This window comes from Leucobacter komagatae (genome assembly GCF_000834055.1).
GTDB lineage: Bacteria > Actinomycetota > Actinomycetes > Actinomycetales > Microbacteriaceae > Leucobacter > Leucobacter komagatae_A.
The window spans coordinates 42,762-63,629 of record NZ_JXSQ01000010.1; the positions used below are offsets into that span (position 1 = coordinate 42,762).

The 20,868-nt window shown below is 65.7% G+C and carries 16 protein-coding genes; 9 read left to right on the plus strand and 7 right to left on the minus strand.

Annotated features, from left to right (window positions below; translation table 11 throughout):
* Window positions 1-80: 80 nt before the first annotated feature.
* From SD72_RS08880 to SD72_RS08890, 3 genes are all read left to right on the plus strand, one after another.
* The gene (locus tag SD72_RS08880; protein ID WP_042544099.1) at window positions 81-1,808 is read left to right on the plus strand and encodes a carbon starvation CstA family protein; all 1,728 of its coding nucleotides are present in this window, start codon (window positions 81-83) and stop codon (window positions 1,806-1,808) included.
* A 110-nt stretch (window positions 1,809-1,918) separates the two neighbouring features.
* Window positions 1,919-2,107: a cory-CC-star protein gene (locus tag SD72_RS18585; RefSeq protein ID WP_332307498.1), complete on the plus strand. Its 189-nt coding sequence runs from the start codon at window positions 1,919-1,921 to the stop codon at window positions 2,105-2,107.
* The gene (locus tag SD72_RS08890) at window positions 2,050-3,054 is read left to right on the plus strand and encodes an ArsA family ATPase (RefSeq protein ID WP_157000524.1); all 1,005 of its coding nucleotides are present in this window, start codon (window positions 2,050-2,052) and stop codon (window positions 3,052-3,054) included. Before SD72_RS18585 ends, SD72_RS08890 begins: the two co-directional genes overlap by 58 nt.
* Window positions 3,055-3,133: 79 nt before the next feature.
* On the opposite strand, the gene SD72_RS08895 is transcribed toward SD72_RS08890, so the two are convergent.
* The 3 genes from SD72_RS08895 to SD72_RS08905 all read right to left on the minus strand — a co-directional run bounded on the left by SD72_RS08895 (window position 3,134) and on the right by SD72_RS08905 (window position 10,978).
* Complete coding sequence (locus SD72_RS08895; RefSeq protein WP_042544102.1) at window positions 3,134-5,209, minus strand: acyl-CoA dehydrogenase family protein; 2,076 nt, start codon at window positions 5,207-5,209, stop codon at window positions 3,134-3,136.
* A gap of 216 nt (window positions 5,210-5,425) precedes the next feature.
* Window positions 5,426-7,156: a DEAD/DEAH box helicase gene (locus SD72_RS08900; protein WP_042544103.1), complete on the minus strand. Its 1,731-nt coding sequence runs from the start codon at window positions 7,154-7,156 to the stop codon at window positions 5,426-5,428.
* Window positions 7,157-7,159: 3 nt separating this feature from the next.
* Window positions 7,160-10,978 (minus strand): efflux RND transporter permease subunit, encoded by a 3,819-nt coding sequence (locus SD72_RS08905; protein ID WP_084767028.1) that lies wholly within the window; start codon window positions 10,976-10,978, stop codon window positions 7,160-7,162.
* Between the two features lie 65 nt (window positions 10,979-11,043).
* Here SD72_RS08905 and SD72_RS08910 point away from each other — a divergent pair, with 65 nt between their 5' ends.
* Window positions 11,044-12,342 carry a DUF445 domain-containing protein gene (locus SD72_RS08910; RefSeq protein ID WP_042544104.1) on the plus strand — a complete coding sequence of 433 codons (1,299 nt, stop codon included), beginning with the start codon at window positions 11,044-11,046 and terminating at the stop codon, window positions 12,340-12,342.
* 167 nt (window positions 12,343-12,509) lie between these two features.
* On the opposite strand, the gene SD72_RS08915 is transcribed toward SD72_RS08910, so the two are convergent.
* On the minus strand, window positions 12,510-13,151 hold the full coding sequence (locus SD72_RS08915) for a hypothetical protein (protein ID WP_042544105.1): 642 nt from the start codon (window positions 13,149-13,151) through the stop codon (window positions 12,510-12,512).
* A 129-nt stretch (window positions 13,152-13,280) separates the two neighbouring features.
* Between SD72_RS08915 and SD72_RS08920 the strand changes: the two genes are divergently transcribed.
* Complete coding sequence (locus SD72_RS08920) at window positions 13,281-13,478, plus strand: DUF3073 domain-containing protein (protein WP_042544106.1); 198 nt, start codon at window positions 13,281-13,283, stop codon at window positions 13,476-13,478.
* 76 nt (window positions 13,479-13,554) lie between these two features.
* On the opposite strand, the gene SD72_RS08925 is transcribed toward SD72_RS08920, so the two are convergent.
* The 3 genes from SD72_RS08925 to SD72_RS08940 all read right to left on the minus strand — a co-directional run bounded on the left by SD72_RS08925 (window position 13,555) and on the right by SD72_RS08940 (window position 15,895).
* On the minus strand, window positions 13,555-14,295 hold the full coding sequence (locus SD72_RS08925; RefSeq protein ID WP_042544107.1) for a phosphoglyceromutase: 741 nt from the start codon (window positions 14,293-14,295) through the stop codon (window positions 13,555-13,557).
* A 46-nt stretch (window positions 14,296-14,341) separates the two neighbouring features.
* On the minus strand, window positions 14,342-15,454 hold the full coding sequence (gene ygfZ / locus SD72_RS08930) for a CAF17-like 4Fe-4S cluster assembly/insertion protein YgfZ (protein ID WP_042544108.1): 1,113 nt from the start codon (window positions 15,452-15,454) through the stop codon (window positions 14,342-14,344).
* Window positions 15,455-15,607: 153 nt separating this feature from the next.
* The gene (locus tag SD72_RS08940; protein WP_042544110.1) at window positions 15,608-15,895 is read right to left on the minus strand and encodes a hypothetical protein; all 288 of its coding nucleotides are present in this window, start codon (window positions 15,893-15,895) and stop codon (window positions 15,608-15,610) included.
* A gap of 73 nt (window positions 15,896-15,968) precedes the next feature.
* On the opposite strand from SD72_RS08940, the gene SD72_RS08945 reads away from it, so the two are divergent.
* The 4 genes from SD72_RS08945 to SD72_RS08960 are packed head-to-tail and all read left to right on the plus strand — an operon-like array spanning window position 15,969 to window position 20,845.
* On the plus strand, window positions 15,969-16,727 hold the full coding sequence (locus SD72_RS08945) for a response regulator transcription factor (RefSeq protein ID WP_084767029.1): 759 nt from the start codon (window positions 15,969-15,971) through the stop codon (window positions 16,725-16,727).
* A 36-nt stretch (window positions 16,728-16,763) separates the two neighbouring features.
* Window positions 16,764-17,747, plus strand: coding sequence for a mycothiol synthase (gene mshD / locus SD72_RS08950; protein ID WP_052492574.1), 984 nt, complete (start codon window positions 16,764-16,766; stop codon window positions 17,745-17,747).
* A 16-nt stretch (window positions 17,748-17,763) separates the two neighbouring features.
* Window positions 17,764-19,887, plus strand: coding sequence for an RNA degradosome polyphosphate kinase (locus tag SD72_RS08955; RefSeq protein WP_042544111.1), 2,124 nt, complete (start codon window positions 17,764-17,766; stop codon window positions 19,885-19,887).
* Window positions 19,888-19,891: 4 nt separating this feature from the next.
* Window positions 19,892-20,845, plus strand: coding sequence for an NUDIX hydrolase (locus tag SD72_RS08960; RefSeq protein WP_042544112.1), 954 nt, complete (start codon window positions 19,892-19,894; stop codon window positions 20,843-20,845).
* Window positions 20,846-20,868 lie beyond the last annotated feature (23 nt).

The window sequence follows — 20,868 nt, forward strand, 5'->3', positions numbered from 1 at the left end:
GCGCTGCCTCTGGACAATTGAGGAGAGCGTTCTGCTTGTTCCTACCTCTGTGATGTTCGTGCAGAAAGGAACACTCTCTCATGAGTCCAGTAGTGCTGATGCTCATCGGCCTCGTCATATTCGCCCTCGGGTTTTTCGTCTATTCGAAATACCTCGCGAAACGCGTCTACAAACTCGACGAAAACTTCCAGACCCCCGCCCACGAACTCAACGATGGCGTTGACTACGTGCCGACGAACAAATTCATCCTGTGGGGGCACCACTTCACCTCCGTCGCTGGCGCGGCTCCCATCGTGGGCCCGGCAATCGCCGTCATCTGGGGATGGCTCCCCGCCCTGCTCTGGGTGACGCTCGGAACCGTCTTCTTCGCCGGCATGCACGACATGGGCGCACTCTGGGCGTCGGTACGCAACAAGGGCCGCTCCATCGGCGCGCTCTCCGGACGCTACATCGGCAAGCGCGGCGCGAATCTCTTCCTCGTCGTGATCTTCTTGCTCCTCCTCATGGTCATCGCTGCCTTCGCAGTCGTCATCAAGAACCTGCTCATCGGCACCCCATCAGCCGTGATCCCGACGTGGGGAGCGATCATCGTCGCGCTGCTCGTCGGTGTGGCCGTGTACCGCATGAAATGGCCGCTCGTGCCGATCACCATCGTCGGCGTTGTAACCCTCTACGGACTCATCATCCTCGGCGACATGTTCCCCGTCGTGCTCCCCGAGCAAACCCTCGGCATGAGCCCGGGCACCTTCTGGATCGTCGCCCTGTTCGTGTATGGGGCGATCGCCTCCCTTCTGCCAGTGTGGGTGCTGCTGCAGCCACGCGACTACATCAACGGCGTGCAGCTGTTCGTTGGCCTCATCCTGCTGTACGGCGCCGTCCTGGTCGGCGCGATCTTCTCCGACGTCAAGCACAACGTCGTCGCCCCGATGATCAACGACGCCGTGCCAGCCGGGACACCGTCCCTCGTGCCGCTGCTGTTCGTCACGATTGCGTGCGGTGCCATCTCGGGATTCCACGGCATGGTCTCCTCCGGTACCAGCTCGAAGCAGCTCGACAAGGAGACCGACGCCCGCTTCGTCGGCTACTTTGGGGCCGTCGGTGAGGGCCTCCTCTCGCTCGGAACCATCCTCGCCGTCGTAGCAGGCTTCCGCACCGTCGCGGAGTGGGAGAACGTCTACTCCGAGTTCGGTGCTGGCGGCGTGCAGGCATTCGTCGACGGCGGCGGAATGCTCATGCAAGACGGGATCGGGCTGCCAGCGTCGCTCTCTGCCACCGTGCTCGCCACCATGGCGGTGCTCTTCGCGGCAACAACCATGGACACAGGCATGCGCCTCCTCAGGTTCGTCGTGCAGGAGATCGGTGAGGCCGCGAAGATCAAGATCGGGAAGGTGCCGGCAACGCTGGTCGTCGTCATCGTCGGTCTCGGCCTCACCTTCTCGCAGGGCCTCGACGGCTCGGGCGGCCTGCGAATCTGGCCGCTGTTTGGCACGACGAACCAGCTCATGGCTGCGCTCACCCTGTCGATCCTCGCGGTCATGCTCATCCGCAAGCGCTCCTCGCCGTGGCCGGCGCTGATCCCGCTCGTGTTCGTGTTCGTGATGTCGTTCTGGGCGGCAATCGAGCAGCTCTCGACCTTCGCGGACCCCAACAACCCGGACTGGCTGCTGTTCGCAATCGACCTCGTCATCATCGTCGTGAGCATCTGGGTGATCATCGAGGCCGTTCTCGCCATGCGCAGGGCTGCGCTCGAGCCCCCGGAGCCTGTCGACGCTGACGCGAGTCTCACCGCGGTGAGGGAGACGGTCTGACCGCGCAGACAGTCGGCGCGCGCCAGCGCCTAGCGGCAACTCTCGCTCGGCGCTGGCGCGCATTCCGTGACGGACTCACCGAGTTCTACCACGCCCCGTACCGGCAGACGCTGGCCCGCGAACAACGCACCGAGGACGACTTTTTCACGCTCGTCGTGCTCGGCGAGGCACTCGGCGTGCCAGACCCCGCCGCCTATTACACGATGGAGCTCATGCCATACCTCTACGAAGATTTCCATGCGTGGCACCGCCGCATGGGGATGCCACGGTCGCCGCTGGAAAACGTCTCATGCTGCTAGCCGCCACCAGCACTCAACGGCTGCTCTTCGTCGGCGGAAAGGGTGGCGTCGGGAAAACCACGATTGCCTCCGCCCTCGCCTACGCGCGCGCCGAGGCAGGCGAACGGGTGCTCCTCGTCTCCACCGACCCGGCGCACAACCTCGGCCACCTCTGGGAGCAGCGATTCGGTGACGAGCCGCGGACCGCGGCCAGGCTCGCCGCGGGCGAGGTTACTGCGGTAGAAATCGATCCAGCAGCGACGGTCGCGCAACACCTTGCCGCGGTATCGACAACGATGCGCGGCGTGCTCCCCGAGCGCATGCACGGCCAGGCTGCCGCCCACCTTGAGCTCGCTAGGAACGCCCCGGGGAGCCACGAGTCGGCGATCCTTGAGCGGATCGCCGACCTCGCGATCGAGCAGGGAGCGACCTACGACACCATCGTATTCGATACCGCGCCGACGGGGCACACGCTCAGGCTGTTGAGCCTGCCGGCGCAGTTGGGCGGCTGGGTGGATCAGCTGCTGCAGAACCGCGGCCGCTCCGAGCGCTTCGCCGAGGCACTCCAGGGCCTGGTGCCTGGGGGCGGACGCAGCGGAGCGCCCGCCGAACACCCGCTGACCGCCACGCTCACGCGTCGGCGGGAACGGTTCGCGCACCTTGAGTCAGCTCTCACTGACCCGGAGCGCACCGCGTTCGTCGCCGTGAGCGTCGCCGAGCCGGTGCCCGTGTCTGAGACGATCGAGCTCGCCTCCGAGCTCGCGAGTTCCAGCATCCGGCTCGCCGCGACCGTCATCAATCGGCGAACCACTGTGGTGGCGGACCATGAGCGTGCCGCACTCGAGTCGGAGCAGGTTGCCCGCCTGGCGGCAGCTCTGCCAGCCATCCCGATAGCCGAGGTGGCCCGGCTCGGCGGCGCCCTGAGCGGCGTCCCGATGATCGCTCGGGTCGCAGCACTGCTCGGCTAGCGAGTTCTGGGAGCGGCCGGCCGGGCGCACAACGCAGGAGGGGTGCGGCCGCACCGGCCGCACCCCTCCTGCGTCGGGGCTAAGCCCGCGCAGCAGCCTTTTCGGCTGCCTTGGCCTCAGCCTTCGCCTTCGCCCGGAGTTCCTTCTCGTGGACGGGCCAGGTGCCTGCCGCGCGCTGCGCGTCGACGTAGTTCTGGGCCTCCTCCTGGCGCTCCTCCTCGATGCCAGTGGCGATCTCGGCGCGGAGCAGAGCATCGTCCAGGCCGAACGCGTCGACGAGCTCGAGTGCGTGCTCACGAATGCGGCCGAGCAGCCGGTCTACATAGGCGGTCACTGCCTCGGCACGCTTGCCAGACATCCGGCCGTGCACGAGGTACCACGTCATGTTGCGTTCGATCACGGTGAGGCCGAAGAGGTCGCGCAGCCAGGTCATGATCTGCTTCGTGTCCGGGTCGCTGAACTTCTCGACCTCTTCGGTGAACGCCTCCCACTGCAGCAGCTCGGCGTGCGCGCGTGCGGCCTCGATGAGCTTGTGCTGCTGGGCGTTGAAGGCGTCCTCGTTGCGTGCGGCGCGCTCTTCCTTTGGCGCGTCCTTCCCAGCGTCGCGCAGCGCGGAGGCGACCTCGGCAACCATGGTCTCGACGCGGTCGGTGAGCAGCTCTCGCTGCGCTTCTGCCGAGCGGAAACTCTCGACCGAGCGTGCGGTCTGCCCGAGGTCGGCGATGCTCTGGCCGAGCTGGCGGAGCCCGAAGCGGCTCACCCGGTCGCCAAGCTGGCTCGCTGCGGCGCGGGCGATGGCAGCCTTGTCGCCGTCCTTGAACTGGGCCGCGTAGTCGGTGAGCAGGCGCTTGCCGACGAGCTGCAACAGAATGGTGTTGTCGCCCTCGAAGGTGACGTAGATGTCGAGGTCAGCGCGGAGCCCGGTGAGCCGGTTCTTCGCGATGAAGCCCGCACCACCGCAGGCCTCCCGCGCTTCCTGAAGCGTGTCGAGCGCGGCCCACGTCGACAGCGACTTCAGGCCGGCTGCGAGCGTCTCGAGATCCTCGCGGTTCTCGTCGGTGTCTTTCGCGCCGGAGAACACCTCGTCGAAGACGGTGAGCAGCCGCTCGTGGGCGAAGGCCATGGCGTAGGTCTCAGCGAGTCGCGGGAGCAGTCTGCGCTGGTGCTGACCGTAATCCATGAGCACGGTCTCGCGGCCGGATGCGCCAGGGAACTGGCGGCGCTGGGTGCCGTAGCGGATCGCGATGGAAAGCGCTGCCTGCATCGCGCGGACCGCGGAGCCGTCCAGCGAGACGCGGCCCTGCACGAGCGTGCCGATCATCGTGAAGAAGCGCCGGCCAGGGCTCTCGATGTCTGACGTGTAGCTGCCATCTACCGCGACGTTGCCGTAGCGGTTGAGCAGGTTCTCGCGCGGGATTCTGACGTTCGTGAAGTGCAGCCGACCGTTGTCGATGCCGTTGAGCCCACCTTTGACGCCGTCGTCCTCGCTGCCAACACCGGGCAGCAGTTCGCCCTCTGGCGTGCGGATCGGCACGAAGAACGCGTGCACGCCGTGGTTCACGCCGCGCGTGATGAGTTGTGCGAACACGACGGCGGCCTGCCCGTGCAGGGCCGCGTTGCCGAGGTAGTCCTTCCAGGCACCCTTGAACGGTGTGTGGATCTCGAACTCTTCGGCGTCGACGTCGTACGTCGCGGTCGTGCCGATCGAGGCGACGTCGGAGCCGTGGCCGATCTCGGTCATCGCGAACGCGCCGGGCAGCTTGAGGCTCATCACGTCTGGCAACCACTTTTCGTGGTGCGTCTGGTTGCCGAGGTGCAGAATTGCCGAGCCAAAGAGCCCCCACTGCACGCCGCCCTTGATCTGCATCGACGGGTCGGCGAGCACGAGCTCCTGGAACGCCGCGACGTTGCCGCCGTGGTTGTCCTGGCCCCCGAGCGATGCGGGGAACGCGCGCTGGATGGCGCCTGCGTCAACCAGCTCGTGCAGCTGATTGAGCACGCGAATGCGATGCTCATCCATCGGCTGGCCCGGGATCGTGTGCAGGCTCGGGCTGGTGCGCACGAGCTCGCGCGACTGCAGGCGCTCTGCCTTCCACTTGCCGAGGAGCGCATCGCTCACCTGCTGAACGTTGAGGCGGGGGGTGGGATGAGCCATCGATATCTCCAATTCGATCCTGACGGCGGTGGCAGAGACGAACCTTGATCGCGCGGATCAGCAGCTCACCGCTGTGCCCTGGGTATGGAGTCAGAGTATGCCGGGTCGGCAGAAGCCTCAAGCGTTCGCGGTGCACTCGACAATCTGTCCCGAGCGCGCCTCGACAGACGTTGTGATATCCCTACAATCTGGAGATGGGTTCTCTGGCAGTTATCTCTATTTGTTCGGGGTGGAGCGTCCCCGCTGCTTCGGCTCGAACGCATCGAACACGAGCGGCTCGATGCCTGCCTCGTCAAGCATCTCGCGCGTGCGCTTCTGCCAGGTCCGCGGAATGAGCGTCACAACCTGACCACCGCGGCCTGCGCGGCCGGTACGACCGGAGCGATGCACGAACGTCTTCGCCTCCTGCGGCGGATCGAGCTGCACGACGGCGTCGACGTCGTCGATGTGAATGCCGCGCGCGGCGACGTCTGTGGCGACGAGCACCCGAGCCTTACCGGTTGAGAACTGCTTGAGGTTGATTTCGCGGCGGGCCTGACTCAGGTTTCCGTGCAGCGAAGTCGCAGAGATACCAGCCCCCTCGAGCAACTCGGTGACGCTCTCCGCCGACGCGCGGGTGCGGCAGAACAGCATGATGCGGCCCGGAATACTGGCGAATTCAAGAATTGCCGCTTCCTTGTCCTCACGCATGACCATGTACACGCGGTGCGGCACCGTTGACTCCGCGCGCTCGATCTCGTGCGCGGCCGGATCCACAAGGAACTCGGCAACGAGCTGCTCGACGTCGCGGTCGAGTGTCGCCGAGAAGAGCATGCGCTGCCCCTCCCGTTCGGTCTGCCGCAGCGTCCACTGCGTCTCCTCAAGGAAGCCGAGCTCGCACAGGTGATCAGCCTCGTCGATCACCGAAACCTGCACCTCTCGCAGGTCGAGCTTTCGCCGCTCTACGAGGTCGCGGATGCGACCCGGTGTACCAATCACGATGTCGATGCCGCGCTCGAGGGCGTGTACCTGAGGCTCGATGGGTACCCCACCGACGAGCTGCGCGGTGTAGAAGCCGACGGCACGGGCGAGTGGTTGCACCGTGCGGTCGATCTGCAACGCGAGCTCGCGGGTCGGCGCGAGAATGAGCGCCTTCGGGTTGCGCGTCGGGGTGCGCTCACCGCGTGCAGAACGCTCGCCACGCTTTGGCTGTTTGAACTTCTTCGAGGTGCTCTCTCCGAGCTTTCCCTGCGCCTTCAACACGAGGAGACGTTCCACGAGGGCAGCGCCGAAGGCGATGGTCTTGCCGGAGCCCGTCTCGGCCCGCCCGAGCACATCGCGGCCCTGAATTGCGTCGGGAATCGTCGCAACCTGGATCGGGAAGGGTGAATCTGCGCCGAGCTCACCGAGGGTCCGTACGATGTTGCCGCCGAGGCCGAGCTCCTTGAACGATCTGCCCGCGGCGTCTTCGGCCGTCCACAGCTTCGCCGTGTACTTCTGTGGGCGTTCGCCGACCGGACGGATCCGCTTCGCGCCTCGCTCCGCTCCGCCTCTGCTCGCCTGCTGGTCGCGCCCGTGGTCGCGCTCGCCGCGCTGGCCGGCCTCGCCGCGCTCGCCTCGCTCGCCGCGCTGTCCCCCGGCAGAAGCTCTGGGATCGACGTTATCTCTGCCAGATTTGCGGGAATTCGGCGTATCTACCGCGAATCCCCTTCCTTGTGCGTCTCGGCGCTCGCCCGCGGCGCCGCCCGTGCGGTCACCACGGCCGCCAGCGGCAGTACGGCCGCCACGGGGTGCGCGGCCGTGCGGATCAACCCTGTCCGACCGGTCGCCCCGGTCAGCGCCCTCGTCGCGGTTCGCTTGACGCGCCGAACCGTCAGGCGCGCCACCGTACTTTCGTTTGGGCGCGCGCGTGCGATTCGGATCGTAGTTCGCGGGGGCTTTGAAGCCCCGCCGCTTCTTCTGGGCCATGAGTTAGAGTCCTCGGGGCTCGTGCCCCGCGTCGCCTTCAGTGTCGTTTTCGTTGTCGTCTTCATTGCCGGCGTCACGCGAAGCGCTCCACGGCCTGTTGGCGCGCGTTGGGCTCCACGAGACCGGTGGAGCCGTCGGCTCCTCGGGTACGTCGGGCTCTGCGGGCACGACTGGCACGTCGGGCTCTGCGGGCACGAAAGGCTCCGCGGGCACGGCGGGCACGGCGGGCTCCGCGGGAGCTGAGGGCTCTACGTGCACCGGGGGCGCAGCACTCGCGACGGATTCCGCACCAGTCACAGACTGCTCGCCAGCCACGGATTTCTCAACAGCCACCGATTCCTCACGAGCCACAGACGCGTCGCCAGCGACCGGGGCTGCACCGCTTGCGGACTCGCCGTCCGCAGGTGACTGTTCCGAAGCGTCCGACGCCGTGGCGCCTGGCGTGATGCCGTGCTCGGGATCGTGGCTGACAGAGCCCTGCTCCCCCGGCCACGCTTCCGGTGCGCCAGCGTGCAGCGCGCCATCGTGGCCGGAAGCGACCGCGCCGGCCGCAGCGGGAGCGAGCGCGCCTGCGCGCTTCTTCGCAGCGCGTGCCTGGCGCCGATCACGCCATTCCTCGCGCTTGCGCTCGACAAGGTAGTACAGCGTCGGCAGCACGACAAGCGTGAGCACCGTCGAAGACAGCAGTCCGCCGATCACGACGACGGCGAGCGGCTGCGAGATGAACCCGCCCTTTCCGGTGACGCCGAGCGCCATCGGGGTGAGCGCGAGAATCGTCGCGAGCGCGGTCATCACGATCGGCCTGAGACGCTGCAGCGACCCGTGCAGGACAGCGTCGCGTAGCGCGTCGCCGCGTTCTCGATACTGGTTGACGAGGTCAATGAGCACGATCGCGTTCGTCACGACGATACCGACGAGCATGAGCACGCCGATGAGCGAGGCGACGCCGAGTGGGATCCCCGTTGCGATGAGCAGCAGCAGCGCGCCGGTAGCCGCGAACGGCACCGAGACGAGCAGCAGCAGCGGCTGGAGCAGGCTGCGGAACGTTGCAACCATGACCACGTAGACGATGAGGATCGCTGCGAGCAGTGCGATGCCGAGCTGCTCGAACGCTTCCTCCTGCTGCGCCATGACGCCACCGATGCTCGCCGAGGCGCCAGCGGGGAGATCAACGGAGTCAAGCGCGGCTGTGACCTGCACGCCTGCCGCTCCGAGGTCGTCGCCCTTTGGCAGCGCCGACACAGTGACCATGCGGACGTTGTTCTCGGTGCGGACGGTCACCGGGCCGTCTGCGACCTCAACGGTCGCGAGCTCGTCGAGGCGCTTCTCGCCTGTGGCGGTCTGCAGCTCGAGCGCCTTCACGCCGTCGAGATCGGCCGGCGCAGTGCCGAGGTCGAGGTACACGTTCACGGTCGAGTTCTCGATCGTGATGCGCCCAACCTGGCTTGGCTGCATGCTCTTCGCTGCCATGCCGCCGACCGCGGCCTCGCTCAGGCCTGCGTCTGCGGCCTTCTGGCGATCGACCGTGACGCGCACGTACGGCCGCGACATCGCGAGGTCGCTCTCGATCTGTTCGAGGCCGTCCTGCTGCTTCAGCGCCGCAACAATGCTGTCGCTCGCGCTCGCGAGCGTCTCCTGGTCTGGTGCGGTGACGTTCACCTGGATCGCGCTCGACATCGACATGCCGCCACCGGCCTGGCCGATCGCGAACTCTCCCGCACCGTCGAGCTTGCCAACGGCAGCCCGGATATCGTCCTTTGCCTGAGCCTGGTCCGCGTCGGGGTCGAGCGTGAGCGAGTAGCTGATGGCGCCGTCGCTGCCCCCGCCGAACATTGCGGCCATCCCGCTGTCGCCTGAGCCGATCGTGACCTGAACCGTCTCTACGGCGTCGAGACCTGCGAGTGCGTCCTCGACCTGCTCGGCCTGGGAGAGCTGCTCTTCGAGGCTCACGCCAGGCGTGAGCGTCTGCGTGAGGCCGACCGAGTTCTGCTCATCTTCGCTCATGAACGTTGTCTTCATGAGCGGCGTAGCGAGCACGGTTCCGCCGAGCACGAGCACGGCAAGCAGGAGGGTGATCGCTGGCTTGCCGAGCGTCCAATCGATGATCGGGCGGTACCCGCGGGCGAGCCAGTTGGTACGGAGCGATGCGTCCTCACCACCGGCGTCCTTCGCCTTGCGCGCCTCTGGTTTGAGGAACCAGTAAGCGAGCACCGGCACGATGGTGAGCGATACGAGCAGCGAAGCTGCGAGCGCAATCGACACGGTGAACGCGAACGGCCTGAACAGCTCGCCAACCATGCCGCTGACGAATGCCATCGGAAGGAACACTGCGACCGTCGTGATCGTTGCGGCCGTGATCGCGCCCGCGACCTCGCGGACTGCGCGCAGGATCGCCGCGCCGCGGTCTTCACCCTCGACCAGGTGCCGCTTGATGTTCTCAATGACCACGATGGAGTCGTCGACGACGCGGCCAATCGAAATAGTGAGCGCGCCGAGCGTGAGCATGTTCAGCGTGTAGTCGGCGAAGTTCAGGCCAACGAATGCGAGCAGAACCGAGGTCGGGATTGAGATTGCGGTGACGAGTGTTGCGCGCACCGACATCAGGAAGACCAGGATCACGAGCACCGCGAAGAGGAGCCCGAGCAGGCCCTCCGTCGTGAGCGACTCGATGGACTGCTCGACGTACGGTGCCTGATCGAAGATCACGGTGAGCGATGCTCCGCCGAGTTGGCTCGAGAGCTCGGAGATCTTTTCTTGCACGAGGTGGGACACCTCGACGGTGTTCGCCTGGGACATCTTCGTCACGGCGATGGTGAGGGCTGGTTCGCCGTTGATGCGCGAAATGCTCGTCACCGGGTTGGCTTCGAGCGAGACCGTTGCGACGTCGCCAATGGTGACGACCTTGGGCGGCTGAGGCGCCTCTGCCTGCTCTGCCTCTGGCTGCCCTGCCTCTGGCTGCCCTGGCGGCAGCGTCTGCGGCAGTTGCGCGCCCCCTGGGGTCTGGCCCTGCGCCGCCTGCTCTGCGAGCTGCTGCTGCGCCTGGAGCGCCTGCTGGTACGCCATGAACTCGTCGGCGCTCAGCGGGATCGGGAGCGCGGCGATGTCCTCGGCAGAGTTGAGCTCCGATCCGAGCTGCACCGCGAGCGTGTTCTTGTCGTCATCGACGGTTCCGCCCGCGATGAGCACGCCGCTCTGCTGCAGTACGTCTGTGATTCGTTGCTGACTGATGCCGGTGTCGCTGAGCTTGTCCTCGTTCGGCACGATGGTGACGCGGTCGCCCCTGGCGCCTGAGAGCTGAGCTTCGCGGACCCCGTCCAGCTCCCCGATCTCGGGCACGGCGATGCGCTCGATCAGCTTTGCGGCCTCTTCGGGGTCATCCCCGTTTGCCGGCGCTACCGCGATTTGAATCACGGGGAGGTCGTCGACGCTGCCTGCGACCACCTGGGTGTCGGCGGTGTCTGGCAGCATTTGCGAAATGCGGCTGACGGCGCGTTCGACCTTTTGTTCGGTCGCAGCGATATCAACGCCGTACGTGAACTGGGCGAGCACAACGGACATGCCGGTGTTGGACGTTGCCGTTGTGCTCTCGAGCTTCGGCACACCCCTGAGCGCGGTCTCGACGGGGCCGGATACGTCGTTGTTCACTACGTCTGGCGAGGCACCCGGGTACGTTGTGATGACCGCGATAGCCGGAAACTCCACGGACGGCATGAGTTCCTGCTTGAGCGAGGACATTCCGAGGAACCCGAAGACGGCTGCAACAACGGTTACGAGCGCAATGAGTGCCCGGTTTTTGAGGCTGAGCACTGTAAGAAATTGCATGGTCTGAATTATCTCATGGCTGACTGATAGCGTCACCGGGATACCTCAGGTCGCATAATGGAGGGGTGCCACAGTTCAACCGACGTACGCTCGGAGCCGTCACCCCAGCCGACTTCGACCGTTTGCACGCGCTCAGACGCATGCAGGGGATCGCAGTCGGGCTCCTCATCTTCATGGCAGTGCTGTTTGTCGTTGCCTTTATTCTCCAAGAGCGGATCCCGTGGTTTGGCTACGTCCGAGCCGCGAGCGAGGGCGGCATGGTCGGTGCGCTCGCCGACTGGTTCGCCGTCACCGCGCTGTTCCGACACCCGCTCGGCGTGCCGATCCCGCACACGAACCTCATCGCGAACAAGAAGGACGAGATTGGTGAGGGTCTCGGATCCTTCATCGAGGAGAACTTCCTCGCGGACGAGGTCGTCCACGACAAGCTCTCCCAAATCAGCGGGGCACGCATGGCCGGGTCATGGCTGCGCGAAACGGGAAACGCGAAGCGCGTCAGCGACATGGCTGCCGGCATTGGCCTCGGGGCGCTCACCGTACTCGACGACCGCGACGTCCAAGACCTCATCGAGTCGCTCGCCCGCAGACACGTCATCGACCCCGAATGGGGCCCGCTGCTCGGCCGCGCAACCGAGTCCTTCATCTCTGGCGGCCACCACGAGTCCCTCGTCGATCTCGCCGCGAACCGCGTCAGGCTGTGGCTCGTGCAGCATCCGCAGGCGTTCGACAACGTCATTTCCTCGCGGCTGCCCCAGTGGATGCCGAGCATCGTCGAGAAGTTTGTCGATCAGCGGCTACACACGGAGGCCGTGAAGTTCCTCGAGAACGTCTCCGCTGACCCGGAGCATCCGGCGCGCATCGCCATCACGAAGTTCCTCCACGACCTCTCCCGTGACCTGCAGGAGCAGGAGTCGCTGCAGGAGCAGCTCGAGTCGTTCAAGCGCGAGGTGTTCGACAGCCCGCGGATCCGCTCGCTGGCCGCGAGTACCTGGCAGACAGCTCGTGCAGCGATCGTCGAGATGCTCGAGGATCCGGAGAGCGAACTGCGCGAACGCATCACCGCTGCAGTGACCGACTTCGGGCGGAAGCTCGAGGAGGACGCGACGCTGCAGTACAAGATCGACGTGTGGGTGATGAAGATCGTCGAGTACCTCGTGCACACCTACCGCCACGATCTCGCACAGGTGGTGTCCGACACCGTGCAGCGCTGGGACGCGAAGGAAGCCGCCGAGAAGATCGAGTTGCAGGTCGGCAAGGATCTCCAGTTCATCCGCATCAACGGCACGGTTATCGGTTCGCTCGCCGGGCTCACGATCTTTACGATCGCGGAGCTCGTGATCGCTCCGCTCGCCTTCGCCGGGTAGCTGCTGCGAACGTCTCCAGCCACGCTGAATACGCGTGACGCGCCCGGAGCGCATTCCACTCACGGAAGATTCTCAGCTGACTTCTGCGGCCGGCTTAGGGAGCGGGCCAATGCACGCGCAGCACGCCACGCCAGCGCCCAAGCGTGCCGCGACCGAGCAGCTTCGGCCTAGCGGAAAGCAAACGGAAGGAGCATGTCTTGCACGCGATCCTTCATCGCCGTGTGGTCTGAACGCGTTGCGATTGCGCAGCGCGTCACGGTGCAATCGAGCCCCTCGACCGTGGGCTCAGGGACCGTGAGCCGCACGGAGAAGCTGCCCCGAGCAGCGTCGTCGTAGCCCTGCGTAGCGAACGCCCGCCAGGCCCAATCGTTGGTGATCCACGCGCTCGAAAGCGCCTCCGTTGCGGCGGCTTCGCCGGTCTCTGCGCCCTCCGGAATTCCGCCAAGACACGGGCCGGGCTTCACCTCAGCGGACTCCGGCACCGCACAGAACCCCACGTATATGCCGAGACCGGCATCGAAGCCTTCGCCGCTCACCACGAGCTCATCGCTTGGTGTGAGCGAGTCAAGCTCAGCCGGGCTGCCGTCAACGTTTGTCACCTCAAGCGCCCGCGTTCTGCCGTCTGCGCCAGCCGCCGTCGACTCCGAGACGAATCCGTCTGGGATGGCCTGGCCGGAACTGCCCGTGTTTGAGTGCGTAAGGATCGGGACAATAATCGCAGCGACTACGCCAAGAATAATGAGCGAAAGTGCGAGCACTATGAGCAGAACAGTGCGCTTTACTGAACGGCGAGGTGCGGACGATCTCATAACCTCATGTTAGCGCCGCAAACACCGGTTCCCAACGTGCTAAGATCATGCCCATACGTCCATGTTGTATTGAGTACTGCCTCGCGGGAGAATATCCTGCGGGGCCCGAAATGTGTAAGGGGGTCACGCATGGGGCGCGGCCGTCAGAAGGCAAAACACACTAAAGTCGCTCGGGAGCTGAAGTATTTCAGTCCAGCTACCAACTACTCGGAGCTTGAGCGAGAGCTCGCTTCGGGGCACGTCTCCGACGAGGAACGTTGGGCAGACCTTGCCGACAAGTACAACGTCGATGACGAGGACTCCGAGGAGGAGGACGACGACAGCTAGTCGTCTCCGACTCACCAGCACCAAAAGTTCTGGCCGCCTCAGTTAACTGAGACGGCCAGAACTTTTCGCTTGGGGGTTACTTGCCCTGTGCTGCGACAGCTGCTGCACCGGCAGCTGCTGCTTCAGGGTCGAGGTAACGTCCGGCACCCGTTGGGGTTCCGTCGTCGTTGATTTCGTAGACGAGCGGCATTCCTGTTGGGATGTTCAGCGCGGCGATGTCTGCGTCGGAGATGCCCTCGAGGTGCTTCACGAGTGCGCGCAGCGAGTTCCCGTGCGCGGTGACGAGTACCGTCTTGCCGGAGTTCAGCTCGGGGAGAATGTTGCCCTCCCAGTACGGAACCATGCGGGCAACGACGTCGCTCAGGCACTCGGTACGCGGTGCTTCGCCGTCAATAGCTGCGTAGCGCTCATCGTTCGCCTGCGACCACTCGCTCGCATCGTCGAGCGCTGGCGGAGGGGTGTCGTACGAGCGACGCCACTCCATGAACTGCTCCTCGCCGTACTTCTGCAGCGTCTCAGCCTTGTCGAGGCCCTGCAGTGCACCGTAGTGGCGCTCGTTCAGTCGCCACGAACGCTCGACGGGGATCCACATGCGATCGGCGCTTTCGAGCGCGAGGTTCGATGTCTGGATCGCCCGGCTCAGCAGCGAGGTGAAGAGCACGTCGGGGAGCAGCCCCGATTCCTTGAGCAGCTTGCCGGCAGCCGCCGCCTCGCCACGCCCGCGCTCAGTGAGTCGAACATCGACCCATCCGGTGAACAGGTTCTTTTCGTTCCATTCGCTCTGGCCGTGACGGAGCAGGATCAACGTGTTGGTCATGTTTCCAGCTTAGCGAGGTTCTCCCCGAACGCGTGAGGGTTGCTCGCTACAGTCGCTTAAGCTTCGGAATGTTCCGCGTCGCGCCAGCATCCGTCGGCACGATCATCTCCTGGGCGGCGGCGATGGCACCGGCCACGGGCGCCTGCGGGTCAGCTGCCGCTGATCCGCTCCGAACCGCGAGCGTGAGATCGCCGGGCACCGATCGCTTCAGCAGTGCGAGCGCGATGCCACCCCACTCGTGGTGGAGCGCTGCGCGGGTGATTCGCCCGACGGGTCGCGCATCGGGATCCGCGGCCTCACCCTCTCGGAAGACGAGCGCGCCGGCGATGGGCAGTTCGCCCTCCGAGCCATCGAGGTGGAGCAAGACAAGCCGTCGTGGCGGGTGGCCGAGGTTGTGCACCTTCGCGACGGTCTCCTGCCCGCGGTAGCACCCCTTGGTGAGGTGAACCGCGCTGCGCAACCAATCAAACTCGTGTGGGATCGCCCGGTCGTCGACGTCGGCGGCGCGGGATGGGCGCCACGCACGAATCTCGAGCGCGTCGAGCGCCATCAGGCCAGCCGGTGCGGCGGCGCGCGAGACGGCAGCCAACGCAGCGGCCGGGAAGACAAACTGTACGGCGCTCCAGTCGGCACCAGCGTGCTCGCCGTGCGCGTACTGGGTGCCGCCGCGCGCGACCTCAGCCCACGGGTCGGCCCATTCGACAACGGGCTCGAGCGCGCGCAACGCGGTCGTTGCGCTCCCGCCCTCGAACGCGAGTACCGCTGCGAACCGCTCTGAAACGTCCTCGACGACGACGCGCAGCGCGAATCGCATGCGGTTGAGGTATGTGGCGAGAGACTCGGCAGAGTCCTCGTCGACGAGCAACCAGGCGGTCTCGCCATCGTCGACAACGCGGATTGCGTGTTGGATTCTGCCATTCGGGTCAAGCAGCAGCGTCTCGGTTGCCACGCCGGGGGCGAGCCCGAGGAGCTGCTGACTCGTCATCGAGTTCAGCCAGCTCAGGCGGTCAACGCCGCCGACGGTGATGATGCCGCGATGCGAGAGATCGACGACAGCGTTACCCGCGTCGAGGGCGCGCTGTTCGGCGACTGGCGAGCCGTAGTGGAGCGCGACTGGCTCCCCGACCGCCCCAGGCAGTGTGAGGAACGGGCTCGACATGAGGGAGCGAGCGACTAGCGCTGACCCTTGAAGAGATTGTAAATAACGGCGCCGGAGACCCAAGCGATCGCGACGCCCGCGAGACCAAGAAGGCCAAGGAAGAAGAGTTCAAGAGCCATAAGCATGGCTCCAGTCTAGCAACTCTTGCTGGAGCTAGCGGATGAGCGTGCCGAAGATGTCGATCACCGCGATAATCACCACGGAGCCGGCGATACTAAACGCGAGGCGACTGATGAAGCCCTCACGCTGGGCGGTGCCGAGCTGGAGCGCGAAGGTGACAAGCGTCGACACGCCGACGGCGAGCGTGAGCCACTGGAAACGTGCGCCGTCGACCAACACCGTCACGAGCACTCCGAACACCACGGCAACACCCCACGCGATGATGAGGCGCGGCAGGTGCCAAGACACTCGCGTGACCTCGCTCGTTTCACTTGCACTCATTTACATATCTTCCCACACTGCCGCAGTTGCCGCCCCAGTAAGATGAACCCCTAGACAGTTCGGGAGGTCAGCCATGCACCTACTGCTCCTCACCGCGGCTGATTTCGCCGGCAACCGCGACGACGGGCGGCAGCCGCAGCGCGGCTCAGGAACGCTCAGCGATCCGCCGCCGCACACTCAGCTGACACCGCTGCCCTCGCTCGACGTGCTTCCGCACGAGGTATCGATTGCGAGCATTGCGTCTCCGCTGCAGGCCGCACTCGCGCAGGAGGGGGCGACGCATCCGGCAGACGCCATCCTGCTTGACGGCACGCGCGACCCGCGGGCTGCCCGCGCCGCAGCACTCGCCCTCAGCGAGCGCACCCGGCTGCCGCGCGTCGCGATTCTGCGCGACGCAGCGCTCGCCGCGCTCTCCCCTGAGTGGGGCGTCGCCGATTTCCTCACCCCTGAGGCAAGCCCAGCCGAGATCGACGCGCGGCTGAAGCTGCTCGCCGCGGCTCACACGGCTGGCGCGCCAACCGGTGCAGGTGCAGCCGTGGAAGTGTCTGGCGTGGAGATTGATGAGTCGAACTTCATCGCGACGGTGCACGGGCGCACTCTCGATCTCACCTACAAAGAGTTTGAGCTGCTGCACTTCCTTGCGCTTCACCCGGCACGGGTCTTCACGCGCGAACAGCTCCTCACGGAGGTGTGGGGTACCGACTATTTTGGCGGCGCGCGCACGGTCGACGTGCACGTGCGGCGGCTCCGCGCGAAGCTCGGAGAGCACGAGTTGCTCATTAGTACGGTGCGCGGGGTCGGCTACGGCTTCGCGCGTGGCAGCCAGGGTTAGCCGTCACGAACAAGCGGTAAGAGATAGGAGCACGGGATGCGGGCAGACAGTCGGGACAGTGTGAGCGGTGTCATCCTTGAGGCGGGCTCGGCCGAGCACGCAACCCCGATCATCGAACGCGCGGAACGTAGCGACAGGGTTCCGCCGGTCTCCGACCAGGCGTTGCTCGCTGCGGCGCAGGGCCAGCGCGAGCTGCTGCTGATTTCTCGCGCGGCAGACAGCGGCCACGCTGCTGGCGAGCCGGTGGCCGTCGGTGTACTCGGCCAGGGCGAGCTCGACCTCGTTGTGGATCCCGCCGCGCGCGGGGCTGGGGTGGGAACCGCAGCGCTGCACGCGCTGCTCGAGCGGCACGCGGCGGCCGCTGGTGCTGCAGGCGGGGAGCCCGGGTTGCTTGCCTGGGCGCACGGCGTCAACCCAGCGGCGACGGCGCTGCTCAGCGGCGCAGGTTTTCGCCCGGTGCGTTCACTGTTTCGGATGGCGCTGGATCCGGCGCTGCTGCCGGCGGCTGGCAGTGACCCCATGAGCGTCGCGCTGCCCGAGGGGTTCGCGTTGCGAACATTCGATACGGATCGCGAGGCCACCCCCGATGCCCCCGACGATGCGAGCGCGTGGGTTGCCGTGAACGCCAGAGCGTTTGCGAGCCACCCTGAGCAGGGACGAGTGACGCTCGCGGACTTCGCCCTCATGCGCGAGGAGTCGTGGTTCGACGCGTCGGACCTGCTGTTGCTCGCGTCGGTGAACAGCACGCAGCTGGCTGGTTTCACCTGGGTAAAGACGGTACGCGACGGGGAGCTCGTTGAGACGGAGCTGTACGCGATCGGCGTTGACCCTGAGCACGCTGGGCGGGGTCTTGGCAGGGCGCTGCTTGAGGTGACGCTTGCGCGGATGGCGCAGCACGGGCCTTCCAAGGTGACGCTCTACGTCGACGGCGAGAACGAGCGGGCCGTCCGCATGTACGAGGCCGCGGGGTTTACCGTCGATTCACGAAGCACACAATGGCGCGGCCCAGCCGGACACTAGGTGCCAGAATAGAACCATGAGCGAAGAGACCCGCGAGATCACCATCGTCGATGACGGGGCTTTGCCCGCCGATCGGTACATCGACCGCGAACTCAGCTGGCTCGCGTTCAACCAGCGCGTCCTCGAGCTCGCGGAAGACGAAACCGTTCCGCTGCTTGAGCGAGCGAAGTTCCTCTCCATTTTCGCGACGAACCTCGACGAGTTCTTCATGGTCCGCGTTGCCGGCCTGAAGCGCCGCATCGTCACAGGGCTTGCGGTTCCGACGAACGTCGGGCGCGCCCCGACCGAGGTGCTCGCTGAGATCAACCGCACCGCCTCCGAGCTGCAGCTGCGGCACGCTCGCTGCTTCGCGGAGAAGGTCAAGCCGCAACTCGCTGACGCCGGGATCCACATCGTCGAGTGGGAGGCCCTCGACGATGCCGACCGCGAGATCCTCACCAATTACTACGAGCAGCGCATCTACCCCGTGCTCATGCCGCTCGCCGTCGACCCTGCGCACCCCTTCCCCTACATTTCGGGCCGCGCGCTCAACCTGTCGATCAGGGTGCACAACCCGAACACCGACAAGATCGAATTCGCGCGCCTGAAGGTGCCGCAGATGATCCCCCGTTACGTGCGTGTGGATCGCCGCGAGTCCGACGACAACGTTCGCTTCATCGCGCTCGAAGAGCTCATCGCGAACCAGCTCGACGGGCTCTTTCCCGGCATGAAGGTTATCGACGACCACGTCTTCCGCGTCACCCGCAACGAGGACGTTGAGATCGAGGAAGACGAGACAGAGAACCTCATCCAGGCGCTCGAGAAGGAGCTGCTGCGCCGTCGCTTCGGCCCGCCGATCCGCCTCGAAATCTCCGACGACATGGACGAGGCAACGCTCGACCTCCTCATCCGCGAATTCGACATCGACGAAGAGCAGGTCTACACGCTTCCGGCGCCGCTCGACCTTTCGGGGCTGTTCGGGCTTGCGAGCCTGCGCCGGCCAGACCTCAAGTACCAGCCGCACATCCCCGTCACGCACCCGGCGTTTCGCACGAGTTCGCCGAGCGATAAGCCAGACATGTTCGCTGCGATCGCCAGGCGTGAGGTGCTCGTGCATCACCCGTACGAATCGTTTGCGACCAGCGTGCAGGCCTTCATTGAGCAGGCGGCCACCGACCCAGACGTGCTTGCGATCAAGCAGACCCTGTATCGCACGTCGGGCGACAGCCCCATCGTTGCCTCGCTCATCAAGGCTGCCGAGGCAGGCAAGCAGGTGCTCGCGCTCGTCGAGGTGAAGGCACGCTTCGACGAGGAAGCGAACATCACCTGGGCTCGCAAGCTCGAACAGGCCGGGGTGCACGTCGTCTACGGCATCGTCGGGCTGAAGACGCACTGCAAGCTCGTGCAGGTGATTCGTGAGGAGAGCGGAAAGCTCACCCACTACTGCCACATCGGTACGGGCAATTACAACCCGAAGACAAGCCGAATCTATGAGGACTTCGGGCTCTTCACGACGTCCTCCGAGATCGGCCGCGACGTCACGAAGCTGTTCAACGTGCTCTCCGGGTACGCGATCGAAACCGACTACGACCGGCTCCTCGTCGCGCCCCTGCAGCTGCGCAGCGGGCTGCTCGAGCGGATCGAGCGCGAAGCGGAGCATGCCAGGGCTGGCCGGCCAAGCGGTATCCGCTTGAAAGCGAACTCCATGGTTGATGAGGCCATCATCGATGCGCTGTACCGCGCGAGTCAGGCCGGTGTTCCCGTCGACGTCTGGGTGCGTGGCATCTGCTCGATCCGCGCGGGCGTCCCAGGGCTATCCGAGAACATCCGCGTGCGTTCCGTACTCGGACGCTACCTCGAACACTCACGAATTTACTCGTTCGAGAACGACGGCGAGCGAGACGTGTTCATCGGCAGCGCCGACCTCATGCACCGCAACCTCGATCGGCGCATCGAGGTGCTCGTGAGCCTCGCCGAGCGCGAACATCTCGCGCGCGTTGACCGGTTCTTCGGCTTCGCGTTCAGCGACGACGTCTCGTCGTGGCGCATGCTCCCCGACGGATCGTGGCAGCGCCGCGTCGTCAGCGAAGAGGGCGAGCCGCTCCCCGACCTGCAGGATCTCGTGATGACAGACCGCACCCAGGCGAGGAGAGCACGGTAACTTCGTGACGAAACAGATCTTTGCCGCGGGCACGATCCCGTGGCGGCGCGTACTCACCCCTGCCGGCGCAGAGGAACTCATGGTGCTGCTCATCCACAGGAGAAAGCAGCGGGACATCTCCTTCCCGAAGGGCAAACTCGACGCAGGCGAGAGCATGCCGGAGGCTGCGGTGCGCGAGACCCGTGAGGAGACAGGCCTGCGGGTGAGGCTCGGAGCGACCCTCGGCACGATCCACTACGAGCTGCCAGGCGGCAACGCGAAGATCGTGCAGTACTGGGCTGCCGAAGTCACAGCAAAAATGGCGCTCGCTTCGACGTTCAAGCCAAACTCCGAGGTGCAAGCACTCGAGTGGGTGCCGGTCGCCGCGGCACGCGACCTCCTCAGCTACGAGGCCGACCGCGAACTGTTCGACGTCTTCCTCAAGCTCGCAGCCCCCGGCCTCCTCGACACGTTTTCGGTCACGCTGTTGCGGCACGCGAAGGCAACGGCACGCGGCGAAGAAGCAGCGGAGGATTACCTCCGCCCGCTCACCCCAAGCGGCGAACGCCAGGCGCACACGCTCGCGCCGATCCTTCGCAGCTTCGCTCCGCGCCGAATCTACTCCTCCACCGCGACGCGGTGCCTCGCCACCGTTGCGCCCCTCGCGGAGCGCATCGGCAAGGATGTGCGGGAACGCGATTGCCTGAGCCAGGATTTCTGGGACAGGGGCGACCTCACCGCGACCCGCAGGCTCATTGGGAAGATCGTGAAGCGCGGCCGCTCGACAGTCGTGTGCAGCCACCTACCAGTGCTACCCGATCTTGCTCGCGAACTCATGTTGGCAAGTGGTAGTCTGCCTGGCGAGTACGTCGAGGACGCGGCTCGCCTCCCGCCAGCCGGATTTTCGGTCTTTCACTTCTCCCGCACCCGACCGGGCGCGGGCATCCTCGGTGTCGAAACGTATCCGCTCAAGCACTAGCTCTTTCTGAGCTGTCAGGGGTT